The organism is Geodermatophilus chilensis, assembly GCF_002802985.1.
Taxonomy (GTDB): Bacteria; Actinomycetota; Actinomycetes; order Mycobacteriales; family Geodermatophilaceae; genus Geodermatophilus; species Geodermatophilus chilensis.
This window is the reverse complement of record NZ_NVPT01000068.1, coordinates 1-22215: the sequence shown is the minus strand read 5'-3', so window position 1 is coordinate 22215 and position 22215 is coordinate 1. Positions and strand designations below refer to the sequence as shown.

Genomic DNA, 22215 nt, shown 5'->3' with positions numbered 1-22215 from the left:
TGCGCACGCCCGGCCCTCACCCCGCGGGGTCCTCCCGCTCTGCGTCCTCGGCGGGGTCCGGAGAACTCGCCCGGAACTGCTGGACCTGCGGGACCGTGGTGACCAGGTGCACCGTCGTGACGCCCGAGGTGGCGCCCAGGACGTGCGGGACGTCGCCGGGGAAGCGGATGAAGTCCCCGGGAGCCAGCCGGTGCTGGTCGTCGACCGTGCCGGCCAGCAGCCGGCCGGAGATGACGTAGGCGTGCAGCAGGGTCCCGGGCGCGAGGGCGTCGCGGGCGGTCGCGGGCCCGGTCAGCTCGACGAGGAACGCGGTGACCTGGCCGGTGCCGAAGGTGTCGTCCAGCCTGCGGCGCCGGCCGTCGGTGCTCTCCTCCCAGGCCTCGTCGGCGCCCCGGCGCACGACCACGGGGCTGCCCCACTCGGTCAGCAGCGAGGCGGCACCGACGCCCAGGGCGCGGCTGACGGCCAGCAGCGTCTCGATCGTCGGGTTGCCCTCGCCGGACTCCAGGTTGGCCAGCGTCTGCTTGGCCAGGCCGGCCCGGCCGGCCAGCGAGCCGAGGCTCAGCCGCCGGCCGAGCCGCAGCCGGCGGACGTTCCGGCCCACCACCCGTGCCGTCGCCATGTGTCCATTGTGATGGACGGCTGTCCACCTTGACCTGACCACGGTGCCGTGGGTTCATGGGGTAGGTCACATCTGCTCCGAGGAGGCAGCCGATGCGCTACTCGGATGTAGCGATTCCGCTCGGGTCGGCGTGGTCCTCGCCGTTCGCGCGCTGGCAGGGGTCGCTGGCGGAGGTGTCCAGCCTCGACCTGGCCGTCGCGGTCACCTCCCGCGCACTCGCCGACCGCGGGATCGCGCCGGAGCGGCTGGCCGGCGTCGTCCTCGGCTGGACCGTCCCGCAGCAGGACGTCTTCTACGGCGGCCCCACCCTCGCCGCCCGGATCGGTGCCCCCGGGCTCACCGGCCCGATGGTCAGCCAGGCGTGCGCCACGGGGGTCGCGGCCCTGCACGCCGCCGCGGGCGCCGTGGCCGCCGGCGCCGGACCCCAGCTGGTCGTCGGCACCGACCGGATCTCCAACGGGCCGACCCTGTCCTGGCCCGCGCCGAGCGCGCCGGGTGGGGCGCCGGTCACCTCCCACTGGGTCCTCGACAGCTTCGCGCGCGATCCCTGGGCGGGTGCGGGGATGCTGGCCGCGGCCGAGGCCGTGGCGGCGGAGATGGGAGCGACCCGCGAGGAACTCGACGACCTGACCGCGCTGCGCTGGGAGCAGTACGCGGCCTCCCTCGCCGACGACCGGGCGTTCCAGCGCCGCTACCAGGTGCCGGTGGAGATCCCGCAGCGCAGGGGCTCGCTCGTCCTCGACGCCGACGAGGGCGTGCGACCGAAGACCCGCGAGGGCATCGTGGGCCTGCCACCGGCGTCGCCGGAGGGTCTGCACACCTACGCCTCCCAGACCCACCCCGCCGACGGCTGCGCCGGTGCGGTGGTCACCACGGAGGCCGAGGCGCGCGAGATCTCCGGCGAGGGCGTCGTGCGGATCCTGGGCGTCGGGTTCGCCCGGGTCGCCAAGAGCCGGATGCCGCAGGCCCCGGTGCCCGCTGCGCGGGCGGCACTCGCGGCGGCCGGTCGGTCGCTGGCCGACGTCCGGGCCATCACCACGCACAACCCGTTCGCGGTCAACGACCTGTACTTCGCCCGGGAGACCGGCATCAAGGCCGAGGACATGAACGTCTCCGGCTGCAGCCTGGTCTTCGGCCACCCCCAGGCCCCGACCGGGCTGCGGTCGATCGCCGAGCTCGTCGAGACCCTGCGCCTGCGCGGCGGCGGGCTGGGCCTGTTCACCGGCTGCGCGGCCGGTGACACCGGCGCGGCGCTCGTCCTCGAGGTCACCGACTGAGCCCCGTCCGGCTCCCCGCCGGCCCGGCCGTCCAGTCCAGGAGACGGCCGGCCGGAGCGGCAGCCGGGCGCATCCTCCCGACCACCACGACCACCGGAGGGTGGACATGCACGACCCCGACCGCGGGAGCCCGGCGACCTTCGCCGCGCCGAGGATCGAGTCCGACCGGCTGACCGACGGCCGCGTGCTGCTGCGGTCGGCCGAGCCCCTGGCCGAGCACCCGGTCAGCGTCGTCCACGAGTTCCGGCGGCACGGCGACGAGCACCCGGAGCGGTTGCTGGTCGCCGAGCGGGGTGCCGACGGCGAGTGGGCGCGCCTGACCTGGGGTGAGGCGCGGGCGCAGGCCGACCGGCTCGCCCAGGGGCTGCTCGACCGGGGCCTGGCCGACCGCCCGGTGATGGTGCTGTCGGGCAACAGCCGGATGCACCTGGTCGTCACCCTGGCGGCGATGACCGTGGGGGCGCCGGTGGTGCCCACGAGCGTGGCCTACTCGCTGCAGAGCACCGACCACGCCAAGCTCCGTGCCATGGCCGAGCTCGTCGACCCGGGCCTGGTCGTGGCCGAGGACGCGTCTTTCGCCCGGGCGGTCGCGGCGGTCGCCGACGGGCGGCCGGTGCTGAGCCGGGACGGCGACCTGTCCGGCTCGCTCCCGCTGGCGGGGTTCGGCGCCGAGCCCACCGCCGAGGTCGACCGGCGGTGCGCCCGGCTGCGGCGCGGGGACGTGGCCAAGATCCTGTTCACGTCCGGGTCCACCGGCAGTCCCAAGGGCGTGCTCAACACGCACGGGATGCTCATGGCCAACCAGCAGCAGATGCGGCAGGTGTGGCCGTTCCTGGCCGAGGAGCCGCCGGTCCTGCTCGACTGGCTGCCGTGGAGCCACACCTTCGGTGGCAACCACGACGTCAACATGGTGCTGGCCAACGGCGGCACGCTGTGGATCGACGACGGGCGGCCCGCCCCGGGACTGGTCGGCCGGACCGTCCGGAACCTCGCCGACGCCCGTCCCACCGTCTACCTCAACGTGCCGGCCGGGTACGCCGCGCTGCTGCCCCTCCTGGAGCGCGACCCGGCGTCCGCGCGCGCCTTCCTGGGACGTCTCCGGCTGGGCTTCTTCGCGGCCGCGGCACTGCCCCAGCAGCTGTGGGACCGCCTGGAGAAGCTCGCCGCCGACCACGGGGCCACGATGACCATGACCACGTCCTGGGGGCTGACCGAGACCGCGCCGGCCGCGACCTCGGCGCACTTCCCGATCACCCGCAGCGACGTCCTCGGCGTCCCGCTGCCCGGCGTCGAGCTCGCGCTGGTGCCGGTGGGGGAGAAGACCGAGGTCCGGGTCAAGGGACCGAACGTCACTCCCGGCTACCACGGCCGCCCCGACCTGACCGCGGCCGCCTTCGACGAGGACGGCTTCTTCCGCACCGGCGACGCCGTGGCGTTCGCCGACCCCGACGACCCCGCCGCGGGCCTGCTCTTCCGGGGCCGGATCGCCGAGGACTTCAAGCTGTCCACGGGGACCTTCGTCAGCGTCGGGACACTGCGGCCCAAGCTGCTGTCGGCGTCGGAGGGGCTGCTGACCGACGCGGTGATCTGCGGCCAGGACGGCGACTGCGTGACCGCGATGGTGTGGCTGCACCCCGATCACGCCGGCCGCGTCGACGCCGGCGGGATCCCGGACGACGGGTTGCGCGCCGACCTCGTCGCCACCCTGCGGCGCCTGGCCGCGCAGGGCGGCGGCTCGTCGCAGTGCGTCGAGCGGGTGCTCGTGCTCACCGAGCCGGCGCGGCTCGACGCCGGCGAGATCACCGACAAGGGCTACGTCCACCAGGCCGCCGTCCGGGACCGACGGGCCGACCTGGTGGCGCTGCTCTCGAGCGAGCCGTTGCCGCCGCGCGTGGTCGTCCGGGAGGGCTGAGCCCACGGCGGGACGGGGCGAGGGGCGCGCCCGTCACCGGTCCACGGTCGGCCGGGGGACGGTCGTCGGAAGCGGGTCCACCGCGTCCCGGCTGCGGGCGCCCGCGCCGAGGCGGAGAGGAATACCGTCCTCCACGCGCTACAGCACACATCCCGATGTGCGTGGAACCGTAGAGTGACGCCCGTGACGAGTCCTGGAACGGTTCTGGTCATCGGCGGGAGCAGCGGCATCGGTCGCGCGGTCGTGGAGCGGCTCGCGGCCGACGGCGTCCCCGTGGTCCTCACGCACCACACCGGCGCGGAGCGAGCCGCCGATCTCGTCGCGGGCTCCGCGGGGGACGTGCGCACGGTCCGGTGCGACGTCCGGCGGCCGGACGACGTCACCGCGGCCTTCGAGGCCGCTGGACCGGACCTGCGGGGGGTGGTGCACTGCGCGGGCGCGTGGACCTACACGCGGCTGGCCGACCTCACCGTCGAGGAGCTCGACGACGCCTGGGCGCGGGGCGCCCGCTCGGTGGCGCTGGTGCTGCAGGAGGCCGGCCGGCGGCTGCCCGAGGGCTCGTCGGTCGTCGTCCTCTCGTCCGTGGCGGCGGAGCTCGCCCCGGCGCGCCAGACCTCCTACGTGATGGCCAAGGCCGCCGCCGAGGGCGCCGTGCGGGTCGCGGCCAAGGAGCTCGGCCGGCAGGGCATCCGCGTGAACGCCGTCCGTCCGGGGGCGACCGACACCCCGCAGCTGCGCGCCACCACCGGCGAGGCGGCGATCGAGGCCATGGCGAAGGCGCCGGCGCTGCGGCGGCTGGGCCGGGCCGAGGACGTCGCCGACGTGGTGGCCTTCCTCCTCGGGCCCGCGGCGCGCTGGGTCACCGGGACCGTCGTCGAGGCCACCGGCGGCCTCCGGTGAGTCAGTCGACGCGGGTGAGCCCGCGGCGGTAGCGCTCGGCGTTGGCGACGTAGAGCGCCACCGCCTCCTCGACGAAGCCGTCGATGCCCGCGCCCTCGCGCACCCGCGCGGGGATGCCGAGTGCGCGGGAGTCCGGCGGTACGACGGTGTCCTCCGGGACGAGGGCCCCGGCGCCCACCAGGGAACCGTCCCCGACGACGACGCGGGTGAGCACGACGGAGTTCGAGCCGATCAGGCAGCGGTCGCCCACCGTGCAGCCCTCCAGGTGGGCGAGGTGGCCGACCACGCAGTCGTCCCCGATCACCGTCGGGTGGGTCTCGGTGGTGTGCAGCACCGTGCCGTCCTGGATCGACGTCCGTGACCCCACCCGGATGTCGCCGTAGTCACCGCGCAGGACCGCCCGGGGCCAGATGCTGGCCTCCGGGCCGATCCAGACCCGGCCGATCACGGTGGCGTCGGGGTGCACCCAGGCGGTCGGGTGGACCACCGGTGCGACACCGTCGAGGGCCCAGACGGTCACGAGTGCTCGGCGACCAGCTCGGTGTCCACGCCGATCCGGCCGACCCTGGAGGCGCCACCCGGGCTGCCCAGCGGCGCGTCGCGGCCCGGCAGGAGCTCCACGAAGAACCGGCGGTTGTCGGCGATGTGCGGCTCGTTCTCGTCGCTCATCCGGCGGTCCTGCGCGATGGCCTCCACCGGGCAGACCGGCTCGCAGGCGCCGCAGTCGATGCACTCCTTGGGGTTGATGTAGAGCTTGCGGTCCCCCTCGTAGATGCAGTCGACCGGGCACTCCTCGACGCAGGACATGTCCGTGGTGTCGATGCACTCGGCGCCGATGACGTAGGGCACGGGGGATCCTCCTGGCTGGCGTGGGGGTCGGTTCAGGCGTGCGCCGCCGCGCCGATGCCGGCGGGGTCGTCGCTGCTGTGCCCGGGGAAGAGCGGCTGGTCGGGGTCGAGGTAGGTGGCGGCGTTGTTCACGGCCGTCGCGGCCTCGCCGAAGCCGACGGCGATCAGGCGCACCTTGCCGGCGTACTCGGTGATGTCGCCGGCCGAGTACACACCGGGGACCGAGGTGCGCATCGCGGTGTCGACGAGGATCTTGCGGTCGACGATGTCGATCCCCCAGGTCTCCAGCGGGCCGATGTCGGCGGTGAAGCCGAGCGCTGCGATGACGGCCTGCGCCTTGTGCGGGGCGACCGTGCCGTCCTTGGTCCGCACGTGCACGGTGTGCAGCACGTCCGCACCCTCGAGGGAGTCCACCTGCGCGTCGGTGACGACGACCGTCCGTCCCCGCTCCATGTCCGCGACGCTCGCGGCGTGGGCGCGGAAGGCCTTGCGCCGGTGCACCAGGGTGACCGAGGCGGCGATGTCCTCCAGGGCCAGCGCCCAGTCGACCGCGCTGTCGCCACCGCCGACGATGACGACGTCCTGGCCGGCGTGCGCGGCGAGCTCCTTGACGACGTAGGTCAGACCGCGGCCCTCCCACTCCGCGCCGCCCGGCAGCGGGCGGGGCGTGAAGGTGCCGATGCCGCCGGTGACGACGATGGCGCCGCAGGTGATCCGCGTGCCCCGGTCGGTGGTCACGACCAGCCGGGAGCCGGCGCGGGGGCGGTGGCCCTCGGTGTCGGTCAGCGTCTCGGCGCGCTCGCCGAGGACGTAGACCGGGTCGAACCGGGCCGCCTGCTGCACGAGACCGGCCACCAGGTCACGGCCCTTGATCCCCGGGAAGCCGGCGACGTCGTAGATCATCTTCTCCGGGTAGAGCGCCATGACCTGGCCGCCGGGCTCGGGGAGGCTGTCGACGACGGCCGTCCGGAGGCCGCGGAAGCCGGCGTAGTAGGCGGCGTAGAGGCCCGCCGGGCCGGCTCCCACCACGAGCAGGTCGACGTCCACCTCGCGCCCCGTGGCCGGGGGGCTCTCCGGCGTCGCGACGTGGGTGGCGGTCATGCGGGGCTCCCGGTGATCGGTGTCAGGTCGGGCTTGGCGGCGCCGCCGAGCCGTTCGATGGCCAGCTCCCGGATGCGGAACCGCTGGAGCTTGCCGGTGGCGGTGGTGGGCAGCTCGTCGAAGACGAGGATGTGGCGGGGGCGCTTGAACGCGGCCAGCCCCTCGCGGCAGAAGGCGACGAGGTCGTCCGGGGTCGCGGCCGAGCCGGGGACCAGGACCACGCAGGCGACCGGCTTGTCCAGCCCCGTGTCGTCGGGCACGGAGACGACGACCACCTGGTTGACCTCCGCGTGGGCGCGGAGTCGTTCCTCGACCTCCGTGGGCGACACCCAGATGCCGCCTGCCTTGATGATGTCGTCGGTGCGCCCGAGCGAGGAGTAGTAGCCGTCCGCGCTGCGGACGTAGGTGTCACCGGTGCGCACCCACTCGCCCTGGAACACCCGGCGGGTGACCTCGGTGCGCGACCAGTAGCCGGTCGCCGCGGAGCCGCCCCGGACCCACAGGTGGCCCGGCGTGCCGTCCGGCACGGGGTTGCCGTCGTCGTCGAGGATCCTCGCCTCGTACCCGGCGACGATCTCGCCGGTCGACCCGGCGCGGGTCCGCCCGGGACGGCCGCTGATGAAGATGTGCAGCATCTCGGTGGAGCCGATGCCGTCGAGCATCTCGACCCCGAAGGTGCCGGTGAAGCGCTCGAACAGGGCCGCGGGGAAGGCCTCGCCCGCCGACACGCAGGCGCGCACGCCCGCGAAGGCGTCCGCGGGGAGCCCGGCGCTGAGCAGGGCCGCGTAGTACGTGGGGCCGGCGAAGAACAGCGTCGGCCGGTGCTCCCGCAGGACCCGCAGCGTGCTCGCGGGGCTCGGGCGGGCGCGGTCGAGCACCACGCTCGCGCCCACGGAGAAGGGGAAGGTCAGCGTGTTGCCCAGCCCGTAGGCGAAGAAGAACTTGGCCACCGAGAAGGTGACGTCGTCCGGCCCGATGGCCAGCACGTCCCGGGCGTAGGTCTCCGCGGTGTCGCGCAGCGACCCGTGCCGGTGCATCGCGCCCTTGGGCGTCCCGGTGGTGCCGGAGGTGTACAGCCAGAACGCGGGGGAGTCGGCGACGGTCGGGTAGGGCTCGGCGACCTGCTCGGCGAAGTCGGCGCCGGCCGCCACGAAGGAGTCCCAGGTGCGGACGTTGGCACCGGCGACCTCGGGGAGGTCCCCGTCAGTGAGGACGACGACGTCGGTCAGGTCGCGGCAGCCGCTCGCGGCGGTGCCCAGCTCGGCGAACTCGGCGCTGAGGACGACCAGGCGGGCCCTGCTGTCGGTGGCGAGCACCGCGATGTCCTTCGGCGTGAGCATCGTGCTCACGGGCACGGGCACGGCGCCCACGCGCAGGCCGGCCAGGAAGGCCGTGAGCAGCTCCGGGGTGTCGCCCATGCACAGCAGCAGGCGCTCCTCGGGCCGCACCCCGGAGGCCACGAGCGCCGCGGCGAAGCGGCGGACCGCCTCGTCGAGCTCGGCGTAGCTGAGGGTCTGCACGCTGCCGTCGAGGTCGACGGCGGTGATGGCCCGCCGGTCCGGCGTCCGGCGGGCGTGGCGGGTGACCAGCCACTCGGCCGCGTTGAACAGCTCGCCGGTCGGCGAGGCGGGGACCACGGGGGCGGTACGGGGAACTGCGGGGGCGGTGTCGAGGGTGGCCACGGTGCTCGTCCCTTCTGTGCCGGCGGGCTCTGCCGGCGGTGGCCCGCCGGAGTGGGGTGCTGCGAGGGAGGCGGAGCGCGGCTGCGGCCGGCCCCCGGGATGGGGGACCGGCCGCGACCGCGGGAGCGCGGTGCGGGGACCGGGCTCAGAAGCGCACGTAGTCGTACTCGACCGGCAGCGAGTTGATCCCGACCGACGGCGGGGCGATCCAGCCGGCGAACTCGCCGGGCTCGTAGTGCGGCACCATCAGCTCGGCCACGCGGGCCCGGTCCTCCGGGGTCGGGAGGAACTCGCCGACCGACCTCTCCCAGGTCGCCTCGTCGACGATCTCGCCGGTGGGGGTGATGTGGTGCCCGGCGAAGGAGCCCACCTTGCGGTTGAAGCCCTGGTGCGGCAGGAACAGCCGCTGGTCCAGCCCGGCGTCCTCCAGCTCCTGGTTCCACCGCTTGACGCCGTTCTCGCAGTCGGCGGCGTACTCGTTGCGCAGGTCGAGGTTGAGCGCGTTGAGCATCGGGACGGTCCGGGTGGTCAGCTGCCCGTTCTCGACGATCGGGACCTCCATCGTGAGGCCGTGCAGCTGGTGGTCGTCCTTGCGGCGGGTCTCCATCCAGCGGCCCTTGAGCCCGGCGGTGTAGTAGGCCGCCACGTTCGACGACGTCTCCGAGCCGAACAGGTCCATCGACACCGAGTACTGGAAGTTCAGGTACTTCTGGATGACCGACAGCGGGATGCCGCCGTACTCCCAGATGTCGTCGGTGCCGTGCTGCTTCATCAACTCCGCGGTCCGCTGGACGGTGCGCTGCACGCCGGTCGTCCCGACGAACATGTGGTGCGCCTCCTCTTTGAGCATGAACTCGCAGGTGCGCGCCAGCGGGTCGAAGCCGCTCTCCTTGAGCGTGCCGAGCTGGTACTTGCCGTCCCGGTCGGTGAAGTACGTGAACATGAAGAACGACAGCCAGTCGGTCGTCTCCTCGTTGAAGGCGCCGAGGATGCGCGGGGAGTCGAAGTCGCCGGAGTTGCGCTTGAGCAGCTCCTCGGCCTCCTCGCGGCCGTCCTTCCCGAAGTAGGCCTGCAGCAGGTAGACCATCGCCCAGAGGTGGCGGCCCTCCTCGACGTTGACCTGGAACAGGTTGCGCATGTCGTACAGCGACGGCGCCGTCATGCCGAGGTGCCGCTGCTGCTCGACCGACGCGGGCTCGGTGTCGCCCTGCACGACGATGAGCCGGCGCAGGTCGGAACGGTGCTCGCCGGGGACCTCCTGCCAGGCCGGCTCGCCCTTCTTGTCGCCGAAGTTGACCTTGCGGTCGGGGTCGCGCTCGGCCAGGAAGATCCCCCAGCGGTACTCCTCCATGGGCACCCGGTCGAAGTGCGCCCAGCCGTCGCGGCCGACGGCGATCGCCGTGCGCAGGTAGACGTCGTGGGTCGGGATCGACGGGCCGAGGTTCTTCCACCAGTCGAGGAACTTCGGCTGCCACGCCTCCAGTGCCCGCTGCAGCTTGCGGTCGCCGGCGAGGTTGACGTTGTTCGGGATGCGCTCGCCGTAGTCGATCTTCGACAGCGGGCCGGTCGGGGTCGGGGCCTCGCCGGTGACCGTGCCGGTGGTGGGAGTGGACTCGGTGGTGGTCATGGTCAGACCCGCTTCCTGTCGTAGTCGGCGCGCTTGCCGGTGCCGTAGCGGCGGAGTGCTCCTTCGGGGCCAGCGGCGTTGGGCCGCTGGAAGATCCAGTTCTGCCAGGCGGTGAGACGGCCGAAGACCTTCGTCTCCGGGGTCTCCCTGCCGGCGAAGCGGAGGTTGGCCTCCATGCCGGTGAGCGCGTCGGGGGAGAAGCTGGCGCGCTCCTCGATGACCAGCCGGATCTCGTCCTCCCAGTCGATGTCGTCCGGGGTGCCGGTCACCAGCCCCAGCTCGGCGGCGTCGGCGGCCAGCAGGTCGCGGCCGACGGCGGCCTCGGCGGCGGCCAGCTCGTCGGCGCTGCCGAGGAAGCGCACCTGCAGCCGGGTGAGGTCGTTGCCCATCGGCAGCAGGCCGGTGTTGAACGCGTCCAGCCGGATCACCGCCGGCGGCTTCGGGTCCTCGTCGTCCTCGAACTGGCCCTCGAGCATGTACTGCCGGTCGGCGGCGAAGGCGATCTCGGCCAGGGCCCCGACGAAGCAGGAGCCGGGCTCGATCAGCGCGAAGAGGCTGCGGCTGGTGGTGTCGAGCCGCTTCACGGTCCGCCGGTAGAAGCCGATGGTCTCGTTGACCAGCCAGTGCTCGCGGTGGGCCAGGAGGAACTCGTCGTAGGCCGCCGCCGTGGCCACGTCGCCCTCGGTGCGCAGCAGCCAGGTGCCGACGTCCAGCTCGTTGGTGCGCAGCCGCAGGATGGCGTCGTCGAGCTCGCGGGTGGCCGCCAGCAGCCAGGCGGCGTCCCCCTCGGCCTGCAGCGCGTCGACGTCGGCGGGGACCTCGGTGGGGCCGGACACCGTGATCGTCGCGGTGCCGGAGTCGCGGTCGAGGACCACGCGGACGTGCTCGTAGCGGGTGGTGTCGCCGTCCACCTCCCGGCGCAGCGGGGTCAGCGCGACGCCGGTGGCGCCGGCACCCGGCCGGCTCGACCCGGCGGCCGCCTCTGCGGCCCGGCGGGCGACCTCGGCGTCGAAGTCGCGGGCCTTGACGGTGGCGTCGACCAGTCGCCACTGGACGGCGCGCTCGCCGCGGATGCCCTCGGCGGTCGTGGAGAAGATGTCGGCGAGGTCCCGGCGGACGCCGCGCTTGTCGACCACGCGGGTCAGGCCGCCGGTGCCCGGGAGGACGCCGAGCAGCGGGACCTCCGGCAGCGAGACCGCCGAGGAGTTGTCGTCGACCAGGACGATCTGGTCGCAGGCCAGGGCCAGCTCGTAGCCACCCCCGGCGGCGGTGCCGTTGACCGCGGCGATGAACGGCAGCCCGGAGTGCGCGGTGGCGTCCTCGATGCCGTTGCGCGTCTCGTTGGTGAACTTGCAGAAGTTCACCTTCCAGCTGTGCGGCGAGGCGGCGAGCATCTTGATGTTCGCGCCGGCGCAGAACATGCGCTCCTTGGCGCTGGTGACGACGACGGCCCGGACCTCGGGGTGCTCGAACCGGATCCGCTGGACCGCGTCGTGCAGCTCGATGTCGACGCCGAGGTCGTAGCTGTTCATCTTCAGCTCGTAGCCGGGGACGATCCCGCCGTCCTCGGCGACGTCGAGCACCAGCCGGGCGACCTCGCCGTCCACGCTCAGCGTCCAGTGGCGGTAGGCCTCGGGCGAGGTGTCGAAGGAGACCTCGGTCGTCGCGGCCGGCTCGGCGACGGGGGCCGGGCCCTCCGTCGTCGCCGAGCGGTCTTCGAGGGTGGTCACGGTTCCTCCTGGGGGTCGGCGCGCGGTGTGGCCTCGCTCACGTCCGCGCCCATCCTGACGTGCTACACGACCTTGCGCAAGAAGCGGGTCGGCTGTAGACATGTGGTGCACGTCACCACGCTGGTGCTGCGGTCCTCGCGGTGCCCAGGACGGACGGGGTCGGCCATGACCGGCACGGAGACGCACACGGACCGGTGGGGCTGGGTCCACGAGCACGACGCGCGGTGGGACGCCGACCGGGAGCGGCTGTTCGCCACCGTCCCCGACGGCGTGTTCCCCACGGCCTCCCGCCGCCCCGGCGAGCGGCTGTCCAGCGACTGGTGGCGGGTCGAGCAGGACGGCCGCGTCGTCGGCTACGGCTGGCTCGACGACGTCTGGGGCGACGCGGAGATCCTGCTCGCGGTGGACGGGGGTGCCCGCGGCCGCGGCGTGGGGTCCTTCGCGCTGGCGCGCCTCGAGGAGGAGGCGGCCGCGCGGGGCCTGAACTACGTGCTCAACGTGGTCCGCGACACGCACCCCGAGCGTGATGCGGTCACCGCGTGGTTCCGGCGGCACGGGTTCACGGCCACCGACGACGGCCGGCTGCGCAAGCAGGTGGGCGACCGGCGGCGGGACGTCGGCCAGCGCCAGGACGGCCGGCCCGGCGTCGGGCGCGCGCAGCCGCCGGACGCGGACCGCCGGGCCCGCTACGAGGCCGAGCGGGACCGGGCCGCCGCGCGTCCGCGCGGGACCGCGGCGAGCGCCGGGGACGCCGAGCCGATGGGGCCGGGCCACGAGGAGAGCGGCGGCTACGTCGACGTGGACAGCCACCGGTACTGAGCCGGTCCGCGGACCGCGCCGCCGGGCGGCGGCGCGGCCCGCGGGTGGCTCAGCCGCCCGCCACGGTGCGCAGGAGCTGCTCGGCCGTCTCGGCCGGCCGGGTGAACAGCGCCTCGTGGCTGCCCGCCACTCCGACCGCCGTCCCGCCGATGCGCTGCGGGAAGCGGGGCGCCCAGCCGAACTCGCCGGGCGGCAGCGCCGTGTCCTCCTCGAAGAGGACGTAGTCCAGCGGGACGCCGAGGTCCCGGTAGGCCTCGCCGTCGACCGGTGGGTCGGTGAAGGTGCCGTAGGGCTGCGGTCGCAGCAGGGAGTGGACGACGGCCGCCGTCGCCGGGTCGGCGTCCTGCATGAAGCCGTGCTGGAAGACCTCGAGCGGCAGCAGTACGGTGTCGTCACCGGAGCCGCGCGCCAGCGAGTCGAACAGCGACTGGTAGTCCGGTGGGACCTCGTCGCGCAGGGACCGGCCCGCCGCCGGGACGAAGGCGCTCAGGAACACGATGCGCGCCAGCCGCCCGGCCAGCCGGGGCGCGGCCCCGGCCACGACGTAGCCGCCCCAGCTGTGCCCGACCAGTGTCACGGCCCCCGCGTCGAGCTGCTCCACTGCGGCGACCAGGGCGTCGACGCAGTCGGCGAGCCGCACGCCGCGGGGGTCGTCGTCCACTCCGAGGCCGGGGCTGGTCGGGGCGCTCACCCGGTGCCCCGCGGCGCGCAGCCGGGCGGCGACCGGTTGCCAGGCCCACCCCCCGTGCCACGCGCCGTGCTGTAGGACGAACGTCTCGGACATCGGCATCTCCTGTCTCCACCACTGCGGCGTCCGGGTGGACGGGCAGGTCGGTGAGTGTGCCGAGCCGCTGCGTGCGGCACCTGCGGAGGTGACGGGCCCGGCCGGTCGAGGCCGGCCCGCACCGGTCAGACGCGCGGGCGAGCCGGCTGTCGGGGCGGGAGCACCACGAGGGCCACCCCGAGCGCGGTCACGCCGATCCCGGCCAGCGACAGCCGCGGCAGGGTCTCGCCGAAGAGCAGGAACGCCTCCACGGCCACCGCCGGGGGCACCAGGTAGAGCAGGCCGGAGACGCCCGACGCCGTTCCGCGGCGCAGCAGGAGGAACAGCAGCAGCACCGCGCCGAGGGAGAGGACGAGCACCAGCCAGACCAGGGCGAGGACGAAGTCGCCGGTCCAGCGGATCACCATGTCCTCGGTCCCGGCAGCGCCGACGAGCAGCAGCGCGGCCGCTGCCGCGTACTGGACCGCCGTCCCCCAGACCAGCGGCGTGTCGTCCCCGTGCCGCTTCTGGTACACCGTGCCGGCCGTGCCCGAGGCGAGCGCCACCAGGCAGGCGAGCAGGCCGGGCACCGACAGCGGGCGGTCGGCGCCGGTGGCCGTCGCGATCCCGGGTCCGACGACCATCACCACGCCGGCGACCCCGATCGCCGAGCCCAGCCACTGGCGCAGGACCGCCCGCTCGCCCAGCACCCGCCGGGCCAGCAGGGCGGTGAGCACCGGCTGCAGGCTCACCACGACCGCGGCGACCCCGGCGGGGGTGCCGAGGGAGATCGCGACGAAGACGCCGCCCAGATAGCCGGCGTGCAGCAGCACCCCGGCCACCGCCGCGTGGCCGTAGGAGGCCGGTCGCGGCATGCCCGTGCCGCGCAGCGCCAGGGCCGCCAGGGCGAGCAGCCCGGCGGCGGCCGCGAGGCGGACGCCGAGGAAGGTGAGCGGCTCGGCGTACGGCAGGCCGTACTTGGCGCCGATGAACCCGGTGCTCCAGAGGAGCACGAACAGCGCGGGGACGCCGATCCGCTGGACGACCGAGCGGCCGGGCGCGGTCACCGCGCCGTCAGGCCACGCCGAGGAGGGCGTGGGCGACCGAGCTGTCGCGGCGGAACTCCAGGGTGGGGGAGCGGTGCACGACCTGCCCCTTGTCCATGACGGCGATCTCGTCGGCCACCGCGAACGCCAGGTGCAGGTCCTGCTCGACGACGACGAGGGTGACGCCCTCGGCCTTCATCCCGGCGATGGCCTCGCCGATCAGGTCGACCACCGCCGGCGCCAGCCCGTCCGAGGGCTCGTCCATCAGCACCAGTCGCGGGTTGGTCAGCAGGGCGCGGGCGATGGCCAGCATCTGCTGCTCGCCGCCGGAGAGCTGCCCGGCAGCATGCCGGCGCCGCTCACCGAGGCGGGGGAGGAGCTCCAGCACCCGGGGGACGTCCCACGGGCCGCGACCGCGACCCCGGCGGGCGGCGAGGTCCAGGTGCTCGGTGACGGTCAGCGGTGCCCAGACCCGGCGTCCCTGCGGCACCAGGCCGACGCCTGCGCGCGCCACGACGTCGGGACGGCGACCGGCGACCTCCACGCCGTCGACGCGCACCGTGCCCGCGGACGGGGACACCAGCCCCATGAGCGTGTGGATGAGCGTCGTCTTGCCGACGCCGTTGCGGCCGAGCAGCCCCAGCACCCGCCCGCCGCCGACGTCGAGGTCGACGCCCTGCAGGACGGTGCTGCGCTTGTAGCCGGACCGCAGTCCGCGGACCTCGAGCACTCAGCTCACCTCCAGGTGCGCCGGACCGGGGTGGTCCAGGAACAGCGACTCGCGGCCGGTGCCGAGGTAGGCCTCCTGTACGGCCGTGCTGGCGCGGACCTCGTCGGGGGTGCCGGTGAGCAGCACCCGGCCCAGGTGCAGCACGGTCACCGAGGTCGCGAGGGCGAAGACGACGTCCAGGTCGTGCTCGACGATCACCACGGTGACCGACTCCGGCAGGGACCGCAGCAGGCCGACCAGCCGTGCGCTCTCGGCCGGGGACATGCCGGCCGCCGGCTCGTCGAGCAGCAGCAGCGTCGGCTCGCAGGCCAGCGCCACCGCCACCTCGAGCTGTCGCCGCTCGCCGTGGGAGAGGGCGGCGACGGAGGTGCCCGCGCGCGCGGCGAGGCCCACGTCGTCCAGGAGTGCGCGGACGCGGTCGCGCGCCGCGGTCTGCCGACGCGGCACCAGCGAGCGGCGCGTCCCGTGTCGCCGCTGCGCCGCCAGCAGCACGTTCTGCTCCACCGTCTGGCTGAGGAACAGGCTGGAGTGCTGCAGCGTCTGGCTGATCCCACGCCGGGCGCGCTGGTGCTCGGGCAGCCGGGTGACGTCGTGCCCGTCCAGGCCCACCGTGCCCGCGGTGACCGGGACCGACCCGGTGACCAGCTTGAACAGCGTGCTCTTGCCGGCGCCGTTGGGGCCGATGAGCGCGTGCCGGGCACCGGCCGGGACGTCGAGGGTGACGTCGTCGACGGCCTTGAGGGCGCCGTAGGCGCGGCTCACCCCGGACAGGGACAGCAGGGGTGCGCTCATGACGGGACCTCCCGGTTCCGGCCGCGGAGGAGCCCGCCGAGACCGGCCACTCCCCGGGGCAGCACGTAGACCGCGACGACGAAGACCAGCCCCAGCAGCAGGGGGCCGTGCCCGTCGAGCGTGGGGCCGAAGGTGTCGCGGACCAGGACGACGACGGCCGCGCCCAGCGCCGGCCCCCACAGGGTGCCGGCGCCGCCGAGGACGACGGCGAGCAGGAACAGCGCGCTGGTGGTGAAGCCGGCGTCGGCGGGGTTGACGATCCGGACCACGAGCGCGAACAGCCCGCCGGCCAGGCCGGCGAAGGCGCCGGCGATGGCGAAGGCGGCGTACTTGTAGCGGAACGGGGAGTAGCCCAGCGACCGCATCCGCGGCTCGTTGTCCCGGATGCCCCGCAGCACCGCGCCGAACGGCGAGGAGGCGACCAGCCACAGGCCGGCGGCGCCGAGCAGCGCGACGACCAGGACGAACCAGTACACGTAGCCGGGCAGGGTCAGCGGCGTGCCGGCCACCCGCACCGAGGGGATGCCGAACAGGCCGTTGGAGCCGCCGGTGACCGAACTCAGCGACTGGGCCAGCTGGTGCACCAGCTCCCCGATCGCGAGGGTCAGCATGAGGAAGAAGACGCCGCCGCTGCGGACGGCGAGCCAGCCGGTGGCCACGGCGGCGGTCGCCCCGGCGGCCGCCGCCACGAGGACGGCCACCACGCCCTCGCTGGTCCAGTGGAGGGCGACCAGGCCCGCTGCGTAGGCGCCGATCCCGAAGTAGGCGGCGTGGCCCAGCGACGGCAGCCCGGTGATCCCGACCAGCAGGTCCAGGCTCGTCGCGAACAGGGCGAAGACGAGGATGCGCGAGATCGTGTTGGTGCCGAACGGATCGACGAAGAGCGGGACGGCGGCGAGCGCGGCGAGGAGGGCGACGGCGAGGACCGCGGTGACCAGGCGTCGGCGTCCCCGGTCCCGCCGGCCGGACGGGGCGGGGGCCGTGGCGCCGGACGACGGCGGCGCGACCCCGCCGGTCGCCTCGCCGGTCCGCGGGGCCGGGGCTCCCGGGCTGCTGCGCTGACCGGCCAGCTCGCTCATGCGTGGGCCACCTTCCCGGCGAACAGTCCACGGGGTCGGACGATGAGCACCAGGGCGAGGGTGCCGAACAGGATGAAGGAGGCGAGGTCGGGCAGCAGGGCGCGCCCGAGCGACTCCACCTGGCCGATGACCAGCGCGCCGATGAGCGCGCCGCGGATCGAGCCGAGGCCGCCGATGACCACGACGACCAGCGCGAGCAGGAGGATCGTCTCGTCGAGGCCGGGCCGGGCGCCGTACACCGGCGCGGCGAGGACCCCGGCGACGGTGGCCAGCAGGGACCCGATGCCCAGGACGGCGACCTTGACCTTGCGGTTGTCGATGCCCATCGCCGAGACCATCTCCCGGTCGGCGACGCTGGCCCGGACGAGCGCGCCGACGGACGTGCGCTCGACGACCAGCCACACCACGAGGGCCAGCAGCAGGCCGAGGCCGATGAGCAGCAGCCGGTAGGTCGGGTAGGCGTTGCCGGCGACGTCGGTGCTGCCGTCGAGGCCGGGCGGCGGCGGGACGGACCGCACGTCGTTGCCGTACACGATCGACAGCACCTCGGCGACGATCAGCGAGATGCCGAGCGTCAGGAGCGCCTGGTCGAGGATGGGCCGGCGGGCCAGCGGCTCGGTCAGCCCGGACAGCACCCCGCCGGCCAGCAGCCCGATGACGGCGGCCAGGCCCAGGGCGGTGAGGAAGCCGGTCCAGGACCCACCGGCGACGAAGCTGGCGGCGAGGTAGGAGCCGACGAGGAAGAACGCGCCGTGGGCCAGGTTGAGCACGTCCATCATCCCGAAGACGATCGAGAGCCCGACAGCGAGGATGAACAGCAGCGCGCCGATGGCGAAGCCGTTGAGGATGCTGACGAGGTTCGCGTCGAACCAGCCGGCCATGGGGGCTCCTCTCCGCGGAGCCGGGCCGCGACGGTCCGTCGCGGCCCGGCCCTCGGGGGTGGTCAGGGTTGCGGGAAGACCCCGAGGTCGGAGACGACGGAGTTGACCAGCGTCCCGTTCTCGTCGGCCACCTCGCGCAGGTAGATGCTCTGCTCGGGGGTCTGTCCGTTGAACGACCACGGACCGCGCGGGCTGTCGTCGATCGTGCCCAGGCCGTCGAGCGCCTGGGTGATCGCGTCGCCGCCGGTCCCGCCGGCCTCCTCGAGCGCCCGGGCGAGCACGTTGGCCGCGTCGTAGGCCTGCACCGAGTAGACGGTCGGGAGCGTGCCGTAGGCGTCCTGGTACGCCTGGACGAACGCGGCGTTGTCCTCGTTGTCCAGCTCGGTCGAGTAGTGCAGCGACGTCCGGACGCCGACGGCGGCCGGGCCCTGGGCGTCGAGGACGGAACCCTCGGTGAGGAAGCCGGAGCCGTAGAGCGGGATGCTGTCCTTGAGCCCGAAGTCGGCGTACTGCTGGACGAAGCTCACCGCCTCGCCACCGGCGTAGAACGCGAAGGTGGCCGCCGCGCCCGAGGACTGGATGCCGGAGAGGAAGGGCTGGAAGTCCTGCGTGGTGCCGAACGGGGTGAGCGCCTGGCCGGCGATCGTCCCGCCGCCCTCCTCGAAGGCCTGGGTGAACCCGGCCACGACCTCCTGGCCCGCGGCGTAGTCCGGGGCCATGACGTAGACGGGGCCGATGCCCTCGGCGGCCAGGTGCTCGCCCATCGCCGCCGCCACCTGGGCGTTGGTGAACGAGGTCCGCCAGACGTAGGGGCTCGACGCCTCACCGGTGATCGGCCCGGCGCCGGCGTTGGCCACGATCAGCGGGATCTGGGCCTCGGTGACCTGCTCGGCGACGCCGAGAGCGGTCGCCGAGTTCACGATGCCCACCATCGCGTCGACCTGTCCCTCGGTGAGGAGACGCTGGACGGCCGGGACCCCGGTGTCGGGCCCCTCGCCCTCGTCGGCGGTCACCGTCTCCACGGTGTAGCCGGCCATCTCGCCGCCGTTCTGCTCCAGCCAGAGGTCCCAGCCGTTCCGCATGTCGGTGCCCAGGGGCGTGTAGACGCCCGCCTGCGGGACGACCAGGCCCACCTGGACGGTCCCCCCGCCCTCGCCGCCGGCGGAGCCACCGTCCTCCTCCTCGCCCCCGAGGCTGCCGCCGCCGCAGGCGGCCAGGGTGAGGGCGAGCAGGCCGGCGCCGAGGCCGGCGGACAGGGGACGTCGGGACCGTTGCTGTGGCATGGGGCGCTCCGCGGGGCTCCGGAACGTGCTACATCGCACGTCCTTCGAAGCGAGAGCTTGTAGCACCACGTTCCGGTGTGTCAACCCTCACATCGGACGGTGCCGTTCTCCGTCACGGGATCGTGACCTCCTCGGAGGGGTCGCTGGCCCGGCGCCACGGGGTCCCGGCGAGGGGGTGCCACCATGAGGAGCGTGGAGGTCGTCGAGGGCCCGTTCGTGACGCGACGACAGGAGCTCGGGGCGGCCAGTGCCCGGAGCCTGCTGCTGACCGTGCTGGGCGAGTTCGTGCTGCCCAGTGGTCGCCCCGTCTGGACCGCGGCCCTCATCGACCTGCTCGCCGACCTCGACGTGGCCGAGAAGGCGGCCCGGCAGGCCATCATGCGCACCGCCGACAGCGGCTGGATCGCCGGCAGCCGGGTCGGGCGCGAGACCCGCTGGGAGCTCACCGAGGCCGGCACCCGCCTGCTGCGGGAGGGCACCGAGCGCATCTACGGCTTCGCCGCGGACGACCGCGTGTGGGACGGCCGGTGGCTGGTGCTCACCGTGGGCATCCCGGAGAACGCCCGTCCGCTGCGCCAGCGGCTGCGCACCCAGCTCGGCTGGGCGGGGCTCGGCTCGGTCAACGGGACGACGTGGGTGACCCCCCGGGTCGACCGGGAACACGAGGCCCGGCGGGTCCTCGAGGAGCTCGGCCTGGTCGAGGGCAGCTGGTCCTTCGTCGCCGAGGCCGGGCTGGTGGGGGACGAGCGGTCCCTCACCAGCAGCGCCTGGGACCTCGACGTCATCGAGCGGGGGTACGAGGACTTCCTCGACCTGGTCGCCCGGCGGCGCCCGCGGACCGATCGGCAGGCGCTGGTCGCCCAGGTCCGGCTGGTCCAGGAGTGGCGGCGCTTCCCGCTGCTCGACCCGGGGCTGCCGCGGGAGCTGCTGCCCAGGCGGTGGAGCGGCAACCGGGCGGCGGAGGTCTTCCGCGAGCGCCACGCCCTGTGGGCGCCGCGGGCGCAGGCGGCGTGGGCCGAGCTGGCGCGCGACCGCTGAGGTCGCCGGCCCGTGTCCGCCGCGCGGTCACGCGCTGGCGGAGTGGGCCTCCAGCCAGGCGCGGCCGGCGTCGGTGAGCACGCGGGTGTCGCGCTCGGCCAGCAGCAGCGGCGGGTCCTGGCGGTAGAGCTGGGCGACCAGGTGGCTGTCGGGCGCCAGCTGTCGGGCGATCTGGTGGGCCTCCAGCTTGTGCAGCCGCCCGCCGGGCGCCTCGGCGAAGCGGCGGAGCAGGGCCGCCTGCGCCTCCTCGGGGTCACGGCGCTGACCGTTCCCGGCGGCGGCCGCGGGGTCCGGCGTCTCGTCGAGCAGGGCGGTGACGGCCCGGGAGAAGGTCTGCACGAGATCGCGGATGCGGTCGTCGCGGGAGGGCGTGGCAGCTCCACCCCCCGACCCCTGCCAGGTCCGCTGCGGGTGCCGCCGCAGGTACTCCTGCTCCAGTTCGAGCATCCGCTCGGTGTGCGTGCGGAACTGCTCCGCGGTGCCGTGCAGGAACACCCAGTGCCGCATGGCGTGGGCGTGCACGCCCTGGCGCTCGAGCTCCTCGTCGGAGAGCTCTCGGGCCGGGACCCCCGGTCGTTCGGTCATGTCTGCCCCTCCGCTCGCACCCGCACTGTGGATCCGGTCGCACGCTCCCGGCTGCCCCGGGCCGTCCCCGGGCTCCCCGGGCCGCCCGAAAGGCTACAGACAGCTTGACGATCTGCGTAGGCCTGTAGAGCATCTCCGGAGTTCCCCCGCGCGCCGTGTCGCGTCGAGCCCGGGAGGAGGCGGCGGTGCCGGTGCACGGGCGGGCCGGCGGTGGCGAGGAGCTCGGGCGGACGTGTGCCCCCGGGGTCGACGGCCGATCCGCCGCCCGGATCAGAGAGGATCTGCGCTCATGCTGGACGGACACGTACTCGTGGACGCGCACGTGCACGTCCCGCAGCTGTCCTCGCTGGCCCCCGCGTGGGTGGACTGGGCCCGCCGGTTCGGCCGACCCGGCGTCCTCGAGGAGGTCTGGTCGGCCGACGGCACCCCCGCACCGGCGGCGCTCGACCGGCTCTTCGCCGAGGAGGGGGTCGACGTCGCCCTGCTCTTCTGCGAGTACAGCCCCAAGGCCACCGGCTACCAGCTCTTCGACGACCTCCTCCCGCTGGTGGAGCACAACCCGCGCCGCTTCCGGCCGGTCGCCAACGTCAACCCCCACCTGCACTTCCCGATCGCCCGGGAGCTCGAGCGGCAACTGGACCTGGGGGCGGCCGCACTGAAGATCCACCCGGTCCACGGGGGCTTCCGACCCGACGACGCCGCGATGTACCCGGCCTACGCGGTGCTCGCCGAGCGCGGCGTCCCCCTGGTCGTGCACTGCGGCACCAGCAGCTTCCCCGGCTCGACGAACGCCTACGCCGACCCCCAGCTGCTCGACGCCGTCCTCCGCGACTTCCCCGACCTCCAGGTCGTCCTCGCGCACGGCGGGCGCGGCTGGTGGTACGACGCCGCGGCCTTCCTCGCCGTGTCGCGGCCCAACGTCTGGATCGAGCTGTCCGGCCTGCCACCGAAGCGGCTGCCGGAGTACTACGCCCGCTTCGACCTGGGCAGGCTGGCGCGCCGGTGGATCTACGGCACCGACTGGCCGGGCGTCCCGGGCCAGGCGGCCAACGCCCGTGCGGTGGCCTCGCTCGGCCTCCCCGAGGACGTCGTCCCCCTGGTCCTCGGCGGCAACGCCCTGCGGGTCTACGCCGGGCTCGACCCCGCGGTCTGATGGCACGGCACACGGCCCGTCCCGCGCCGGCGTCGTCCTACTCCCGGGGCTGGGTCGAGGACGAGGACCCGCGGTGGGACGGTGACCGGGCCCGGCTGCTCACCGGCGTCCCGGACGACCTCTTCCCCGCGACACTGCGGGTGCCCGGCCGTCGGCTGCCGGGTCGGTGGTGGCGGGTCCTGGACGGCGCCACGGTCGCCTGTCACTGCTGGCTGCACGAGGTCCCGGGGAGGGCGGTGGCGCTGCTCGTCGCGCCCGGCGGCGGGGCTGGTCCTTATACACACCTGAGCCTGCCGACCACTCCTGTCTGGTTCAGTCCGTGCCTTCCCGTGCGAGTACAAAAACTA

Annotated in this window: 22 protein-coding genes; 7 read left to right on the top strand and 15 right to left on the bottom strand. The window is 74.4% G+C overall.

Features of this window, described 5'->3' with window-relative positions:
* Window positions 1-16 precede the first annotated feature (16 nt).
* A complete protein-coding gene (locus CNO22_RS13140) occupies window positions 17-622 on the bottom strand; it encodes a helix-turn-helix domain-containing protein (protein ID WP_100499797.1) in 606 nt (201 codons plus the stop codon).
* A 92-nt stretch (window positions 623-714) separates the two neighbouring features.
* Here CNO22_RS13140 and CNO22_RS13135 point away from each other — a divergent pair, with 92 nt between their 5' ends.
* The 3 genes from CNO22_RS13135 to CNO22_RS13125 all read left to right on the top strand — a co-directional run bounded on the left by CNO22_RS13135 (window position 715) and on the right by CNO22_RS13125 (window position 4711).
* Entirely contained in the window at window positions 715-1899 is a 1185-nt protein-coding gene (locus tag CNO22_RS13135; protein ID WP_100499796.1) for a thiolase family protein, read from the top strand.
* A gap of 106 nt (window positions 1900-2005) precedes the next feature.
* Window positions 2006-3811 carry a feruloyl-CoA synthase gene (locus CNO22_RS13130; RefSeq protein WP_100499805.1) on the top strand — a complete coding sequence of 602 codons (1806 nt, stop codon included), beginning with the start codon at window positions 2006-2008 and terminating at the stop codon, window positions 3809-3811.
* A gap of 183 nt (window positions 3812-3994) precedes the next feature.
* Window positions 3995-4711 (top strand): SDR family NAD(P)-dependent oxidoreductase, encoded by a 717-nt coding sequence (locus tag CNO22_RS13125; protein ID WP_157936934.1) that lies wholly within the window; start codon window positions 3995-3997, stop codon window positions 4709-4711.
* Between the two features lies 1 nt (window position 4712).
* Here CNO22_RS13125 and CNO22_RS13120 read toward each other — a convergent pair whose 3' ends face one another.
* The 6 genes from CNO22_RS13120 to boxC form a co-directional block, all read right to left on the bottom strand.
* The gene (locus tag CNO22_RS13120; RefSeq protein ID WP_100499794.1) at window positions 4713-5231 is read right to left on the bottom strand and encodes a gamma carbonic anhydrase family protein; all 519 of its coding nucleotides are present in this window, start codon (window positions 5229-5231) and stop codon (window positions 4713-4715) included.
* Window positions 5228-5560 (bottom strand): ferredoxin, encoded by a 333-nt coding sequence (fdxA, locus tag CNO22_RS13115; RefSeq protein ID WP_100499793.1) that lies wholly within the window; start codon window positions 5558-5560, stop codon window positions 5228-5230. Before fdxA ends, CNO22_RS13120 begins: the two co-directional genes overlap by 4 nt.
* A gap of 32 nt (window positions 5561-5592) precedes the next feature.
* The gene (locus tag CNO22_RS13110) at window positions 5593-6660 is read right to left on the bottom strand and encodes an NAD(P)/FAD-dependent oxidoreductase (protein ID WP_100499792.1); all 1068 of its coding nucleotides are present in this window, start codon (window positions 6658-6660) and stop codon (window positions 5593-5595) included.
* A complete protein-coding gene (locus CNO22_RS13105; RefSeq protein WP_232807003.1) occupies window positions 6657-8342 on the bottom strand; it encodes a benzoate-CoA ligase family protein in 1686 nt (561 codons plus the stop codon). Before CNO22_RS13105 ends, CNO22_RS13110 begins: the two co-directional genes overlap by 4 nt.
* A gap of 145 nt (window positions 8343-8487) precedes the next feature.
* Entirely contained in the window at window positions 8488-9969 is a 1482-nt protein-coding gene (gene boxB, locus CNO22_RS13100; protein ID WP_232807002.1) for a benzoyl-CoA 2,3-epoxidase subunit BoxB, read from the bottom strand.
* A gap of 2 nt (window positions 9970-9971) precedes the next feature.
* Window positions 9972-11699: a 2,3-epoxybenzoyl-CoA dihydrolase gene (gene boxC, locus CNO22_RS13095; protein ID WP_198588302.1), complete on the bottom strand. Its 1728-nt coding sequence runs from the start codon at window positions 11697-11699 to the stop codon at window positions 9972-9974.
* Window positions 11700-11864: 165 nt separating this feature from the next.
* Here boxC and CNO22_RS27695 point away from each other — a divergent pair, with 165 nt between their 5' ends.
* Window positions 11865-12518 (top strand): GNAT family N-acetyltransferase, encoded by a 654-nt coding sequence (locus tag CNO22_RS27695; RefSeq protein WP_157936933.1) that lies wholly within the window; start codon window positions 11865-11867, stop codon window positions 12516-12518.
* Between the two features lie 49 nt (window positions 12519-12567).
* On the opposite strand, the gene CNO22_RS13085 is transcribed toward CNO22_RS27695, so the two are convergent.
* The 7 genes from CNO22_RS13085 to CNO22_RS13055 all read right to left on the bottom strand — a co-directional run bounded on the left by CNO22_RS13085 (window position 12568) and on the right by CNO22_RS13055 (window position 19092).
* Window positions 12568-13302 (bottom strand): alpha/beta fold hydrolase, encoded by a 735-nt coding sequence (locus tag CNO22_RS13085; protein WP_100499790.1) that lies wholly within the window; start codon window positions 13300-13302, stop codon window positions 12568-12570.
* Window positions 13303-13427: 125 nt separating this feature from the next.
* The gene (locus CNO22_RS13080) at window positions 13428-14348 is read right to left on the bottom strand and encodes a DMT family transporter (protein ID WP_100499789.1); all 921 of its coding nucleotides are present in this window, start codon (window positions 14346-14348) and stop codon (window positions 13428-13430) included.
* Between the two features lie 7 nt (window positions 14349-14355).
* Window positions 14356-15057: an ABC transporter ATP-binding protein gene (locus CNO22_RS13075; RefSeq protein WP_100499788.1), complete on the bottom strand. Its 702-nt coding sequence runs from the start codon at window positions 15055-15057 to the stop codon at window positions 14356-14358.
* On the bottom strand, window positions 15058-15849 hold the full coding sequence (locus CNO22_RS13070) for an ABC transporter ATP-binding protein (RefSeq protein WP_100499787.1): 792 nt from the start codon (window positions 15847-15849) through the stop codon (window positions 15058-15060). It abuts the gene before it with no gap.
* Window positions 15846-16928: a branched-chain amino acid ABC transporter permease gene (locus tag CNO22_RS13065; protein ID WP_100499786.1), complete on the bottom strand. Its 1083-nt coding sequence runs from the start codon at window positions 16926-16928 to the stop codon at window positions 15846-15848. The genes CNO22_RS13070 and CNO22_RS13065 overlap by 4 nt, the downstream gene beginning before the upstream one ends.
* Complete coding sequence (locus CNO22_RS13060; protein WP_100499785.1) at window positions 16925-17809, bottom strand: branched-chain amino acid ABC transporter permease; 885 nt, start codon at window positions 17807-17809, stop codon at window positions 16925-16927. The genes CNO22_RS13065 and CNO22_RS13060 overlap by 4 nt, the downstream gene beginning before the upstream one ends.
* A gap of 62 nt (window positions 17810-17871) precedes the next feature.
* Window positions 17872-19092 (bottom strand): ABC transporter substrate-binding protein, encoded by a 1221-nt coding sequence (locus CNO22_RS13055; protein WP_100499784.1) that lies wholly within the window; start codon window positions 19090-19092, stop codon window positions 17872-17874.
* 183 nt (window positions 19093-19275) lie between these two features.
* On the opposite strand from CNO22_RS13055, the gene CNO22_RS13050 reads away from it, so the two are divergent.
* Window positions 19276-20130: a PaaX family transcriptional regulator gene (locus CNO22_RS13050; protein WP_232807001.1), complete on the top strand. Its 855-nt coding sequence runs from the start codon at window positions 19276-19278 to the stop codon at window positions 20128-20130.
* A 27-nt stretch (window positions 20131-20157) separates the two neighbouring features.
* Here the strand turns inward: CNO22_RS13050 and CNO22_RS28345 are convergent, their stop codons facing one another.
* The gene (locus CNO22_RS28345; protein WP_198588301.1) at window positions 20158-20715 is read right to left on the bottom strand and encodes a DUF6158 family protein; all 558 of its coding nucleotides are present in this window, start codon (window positions 20713-20715) and stop codon (window positions 20158-20160) included.
* A gap of 289 nt (window positions 20716-21004) precedes the next feature.
* Here CNO22_RS28345 and CNO22_RS13040 point away from each other — a divergent pair, with 289 nt between their 5' ends.
* Both CNO22_RS13040 and CNO22_RS27690 read left to right on the top strand, forming a co-directional pair.
* Window positions 21005-21868, top strand: a complete 864-nt coding sequence (locus CNO22_RS13040) for an amidohydrolase family protein (RefSeq protein WP_100499782.1) — start codon at window positions 21005-21007, stop codon at window positions 21866-21868.
* Window positions 21868-22215: hypothetical protein (locus CNO22_RS27690; protein ID WP_157936932.1), on the top strand; the 348-nt coding region annotated here is incomplete at its 3' end. The genes CNO22_RS13040 and CNO22_RS27690, both read left to right, overlap by 1 nt.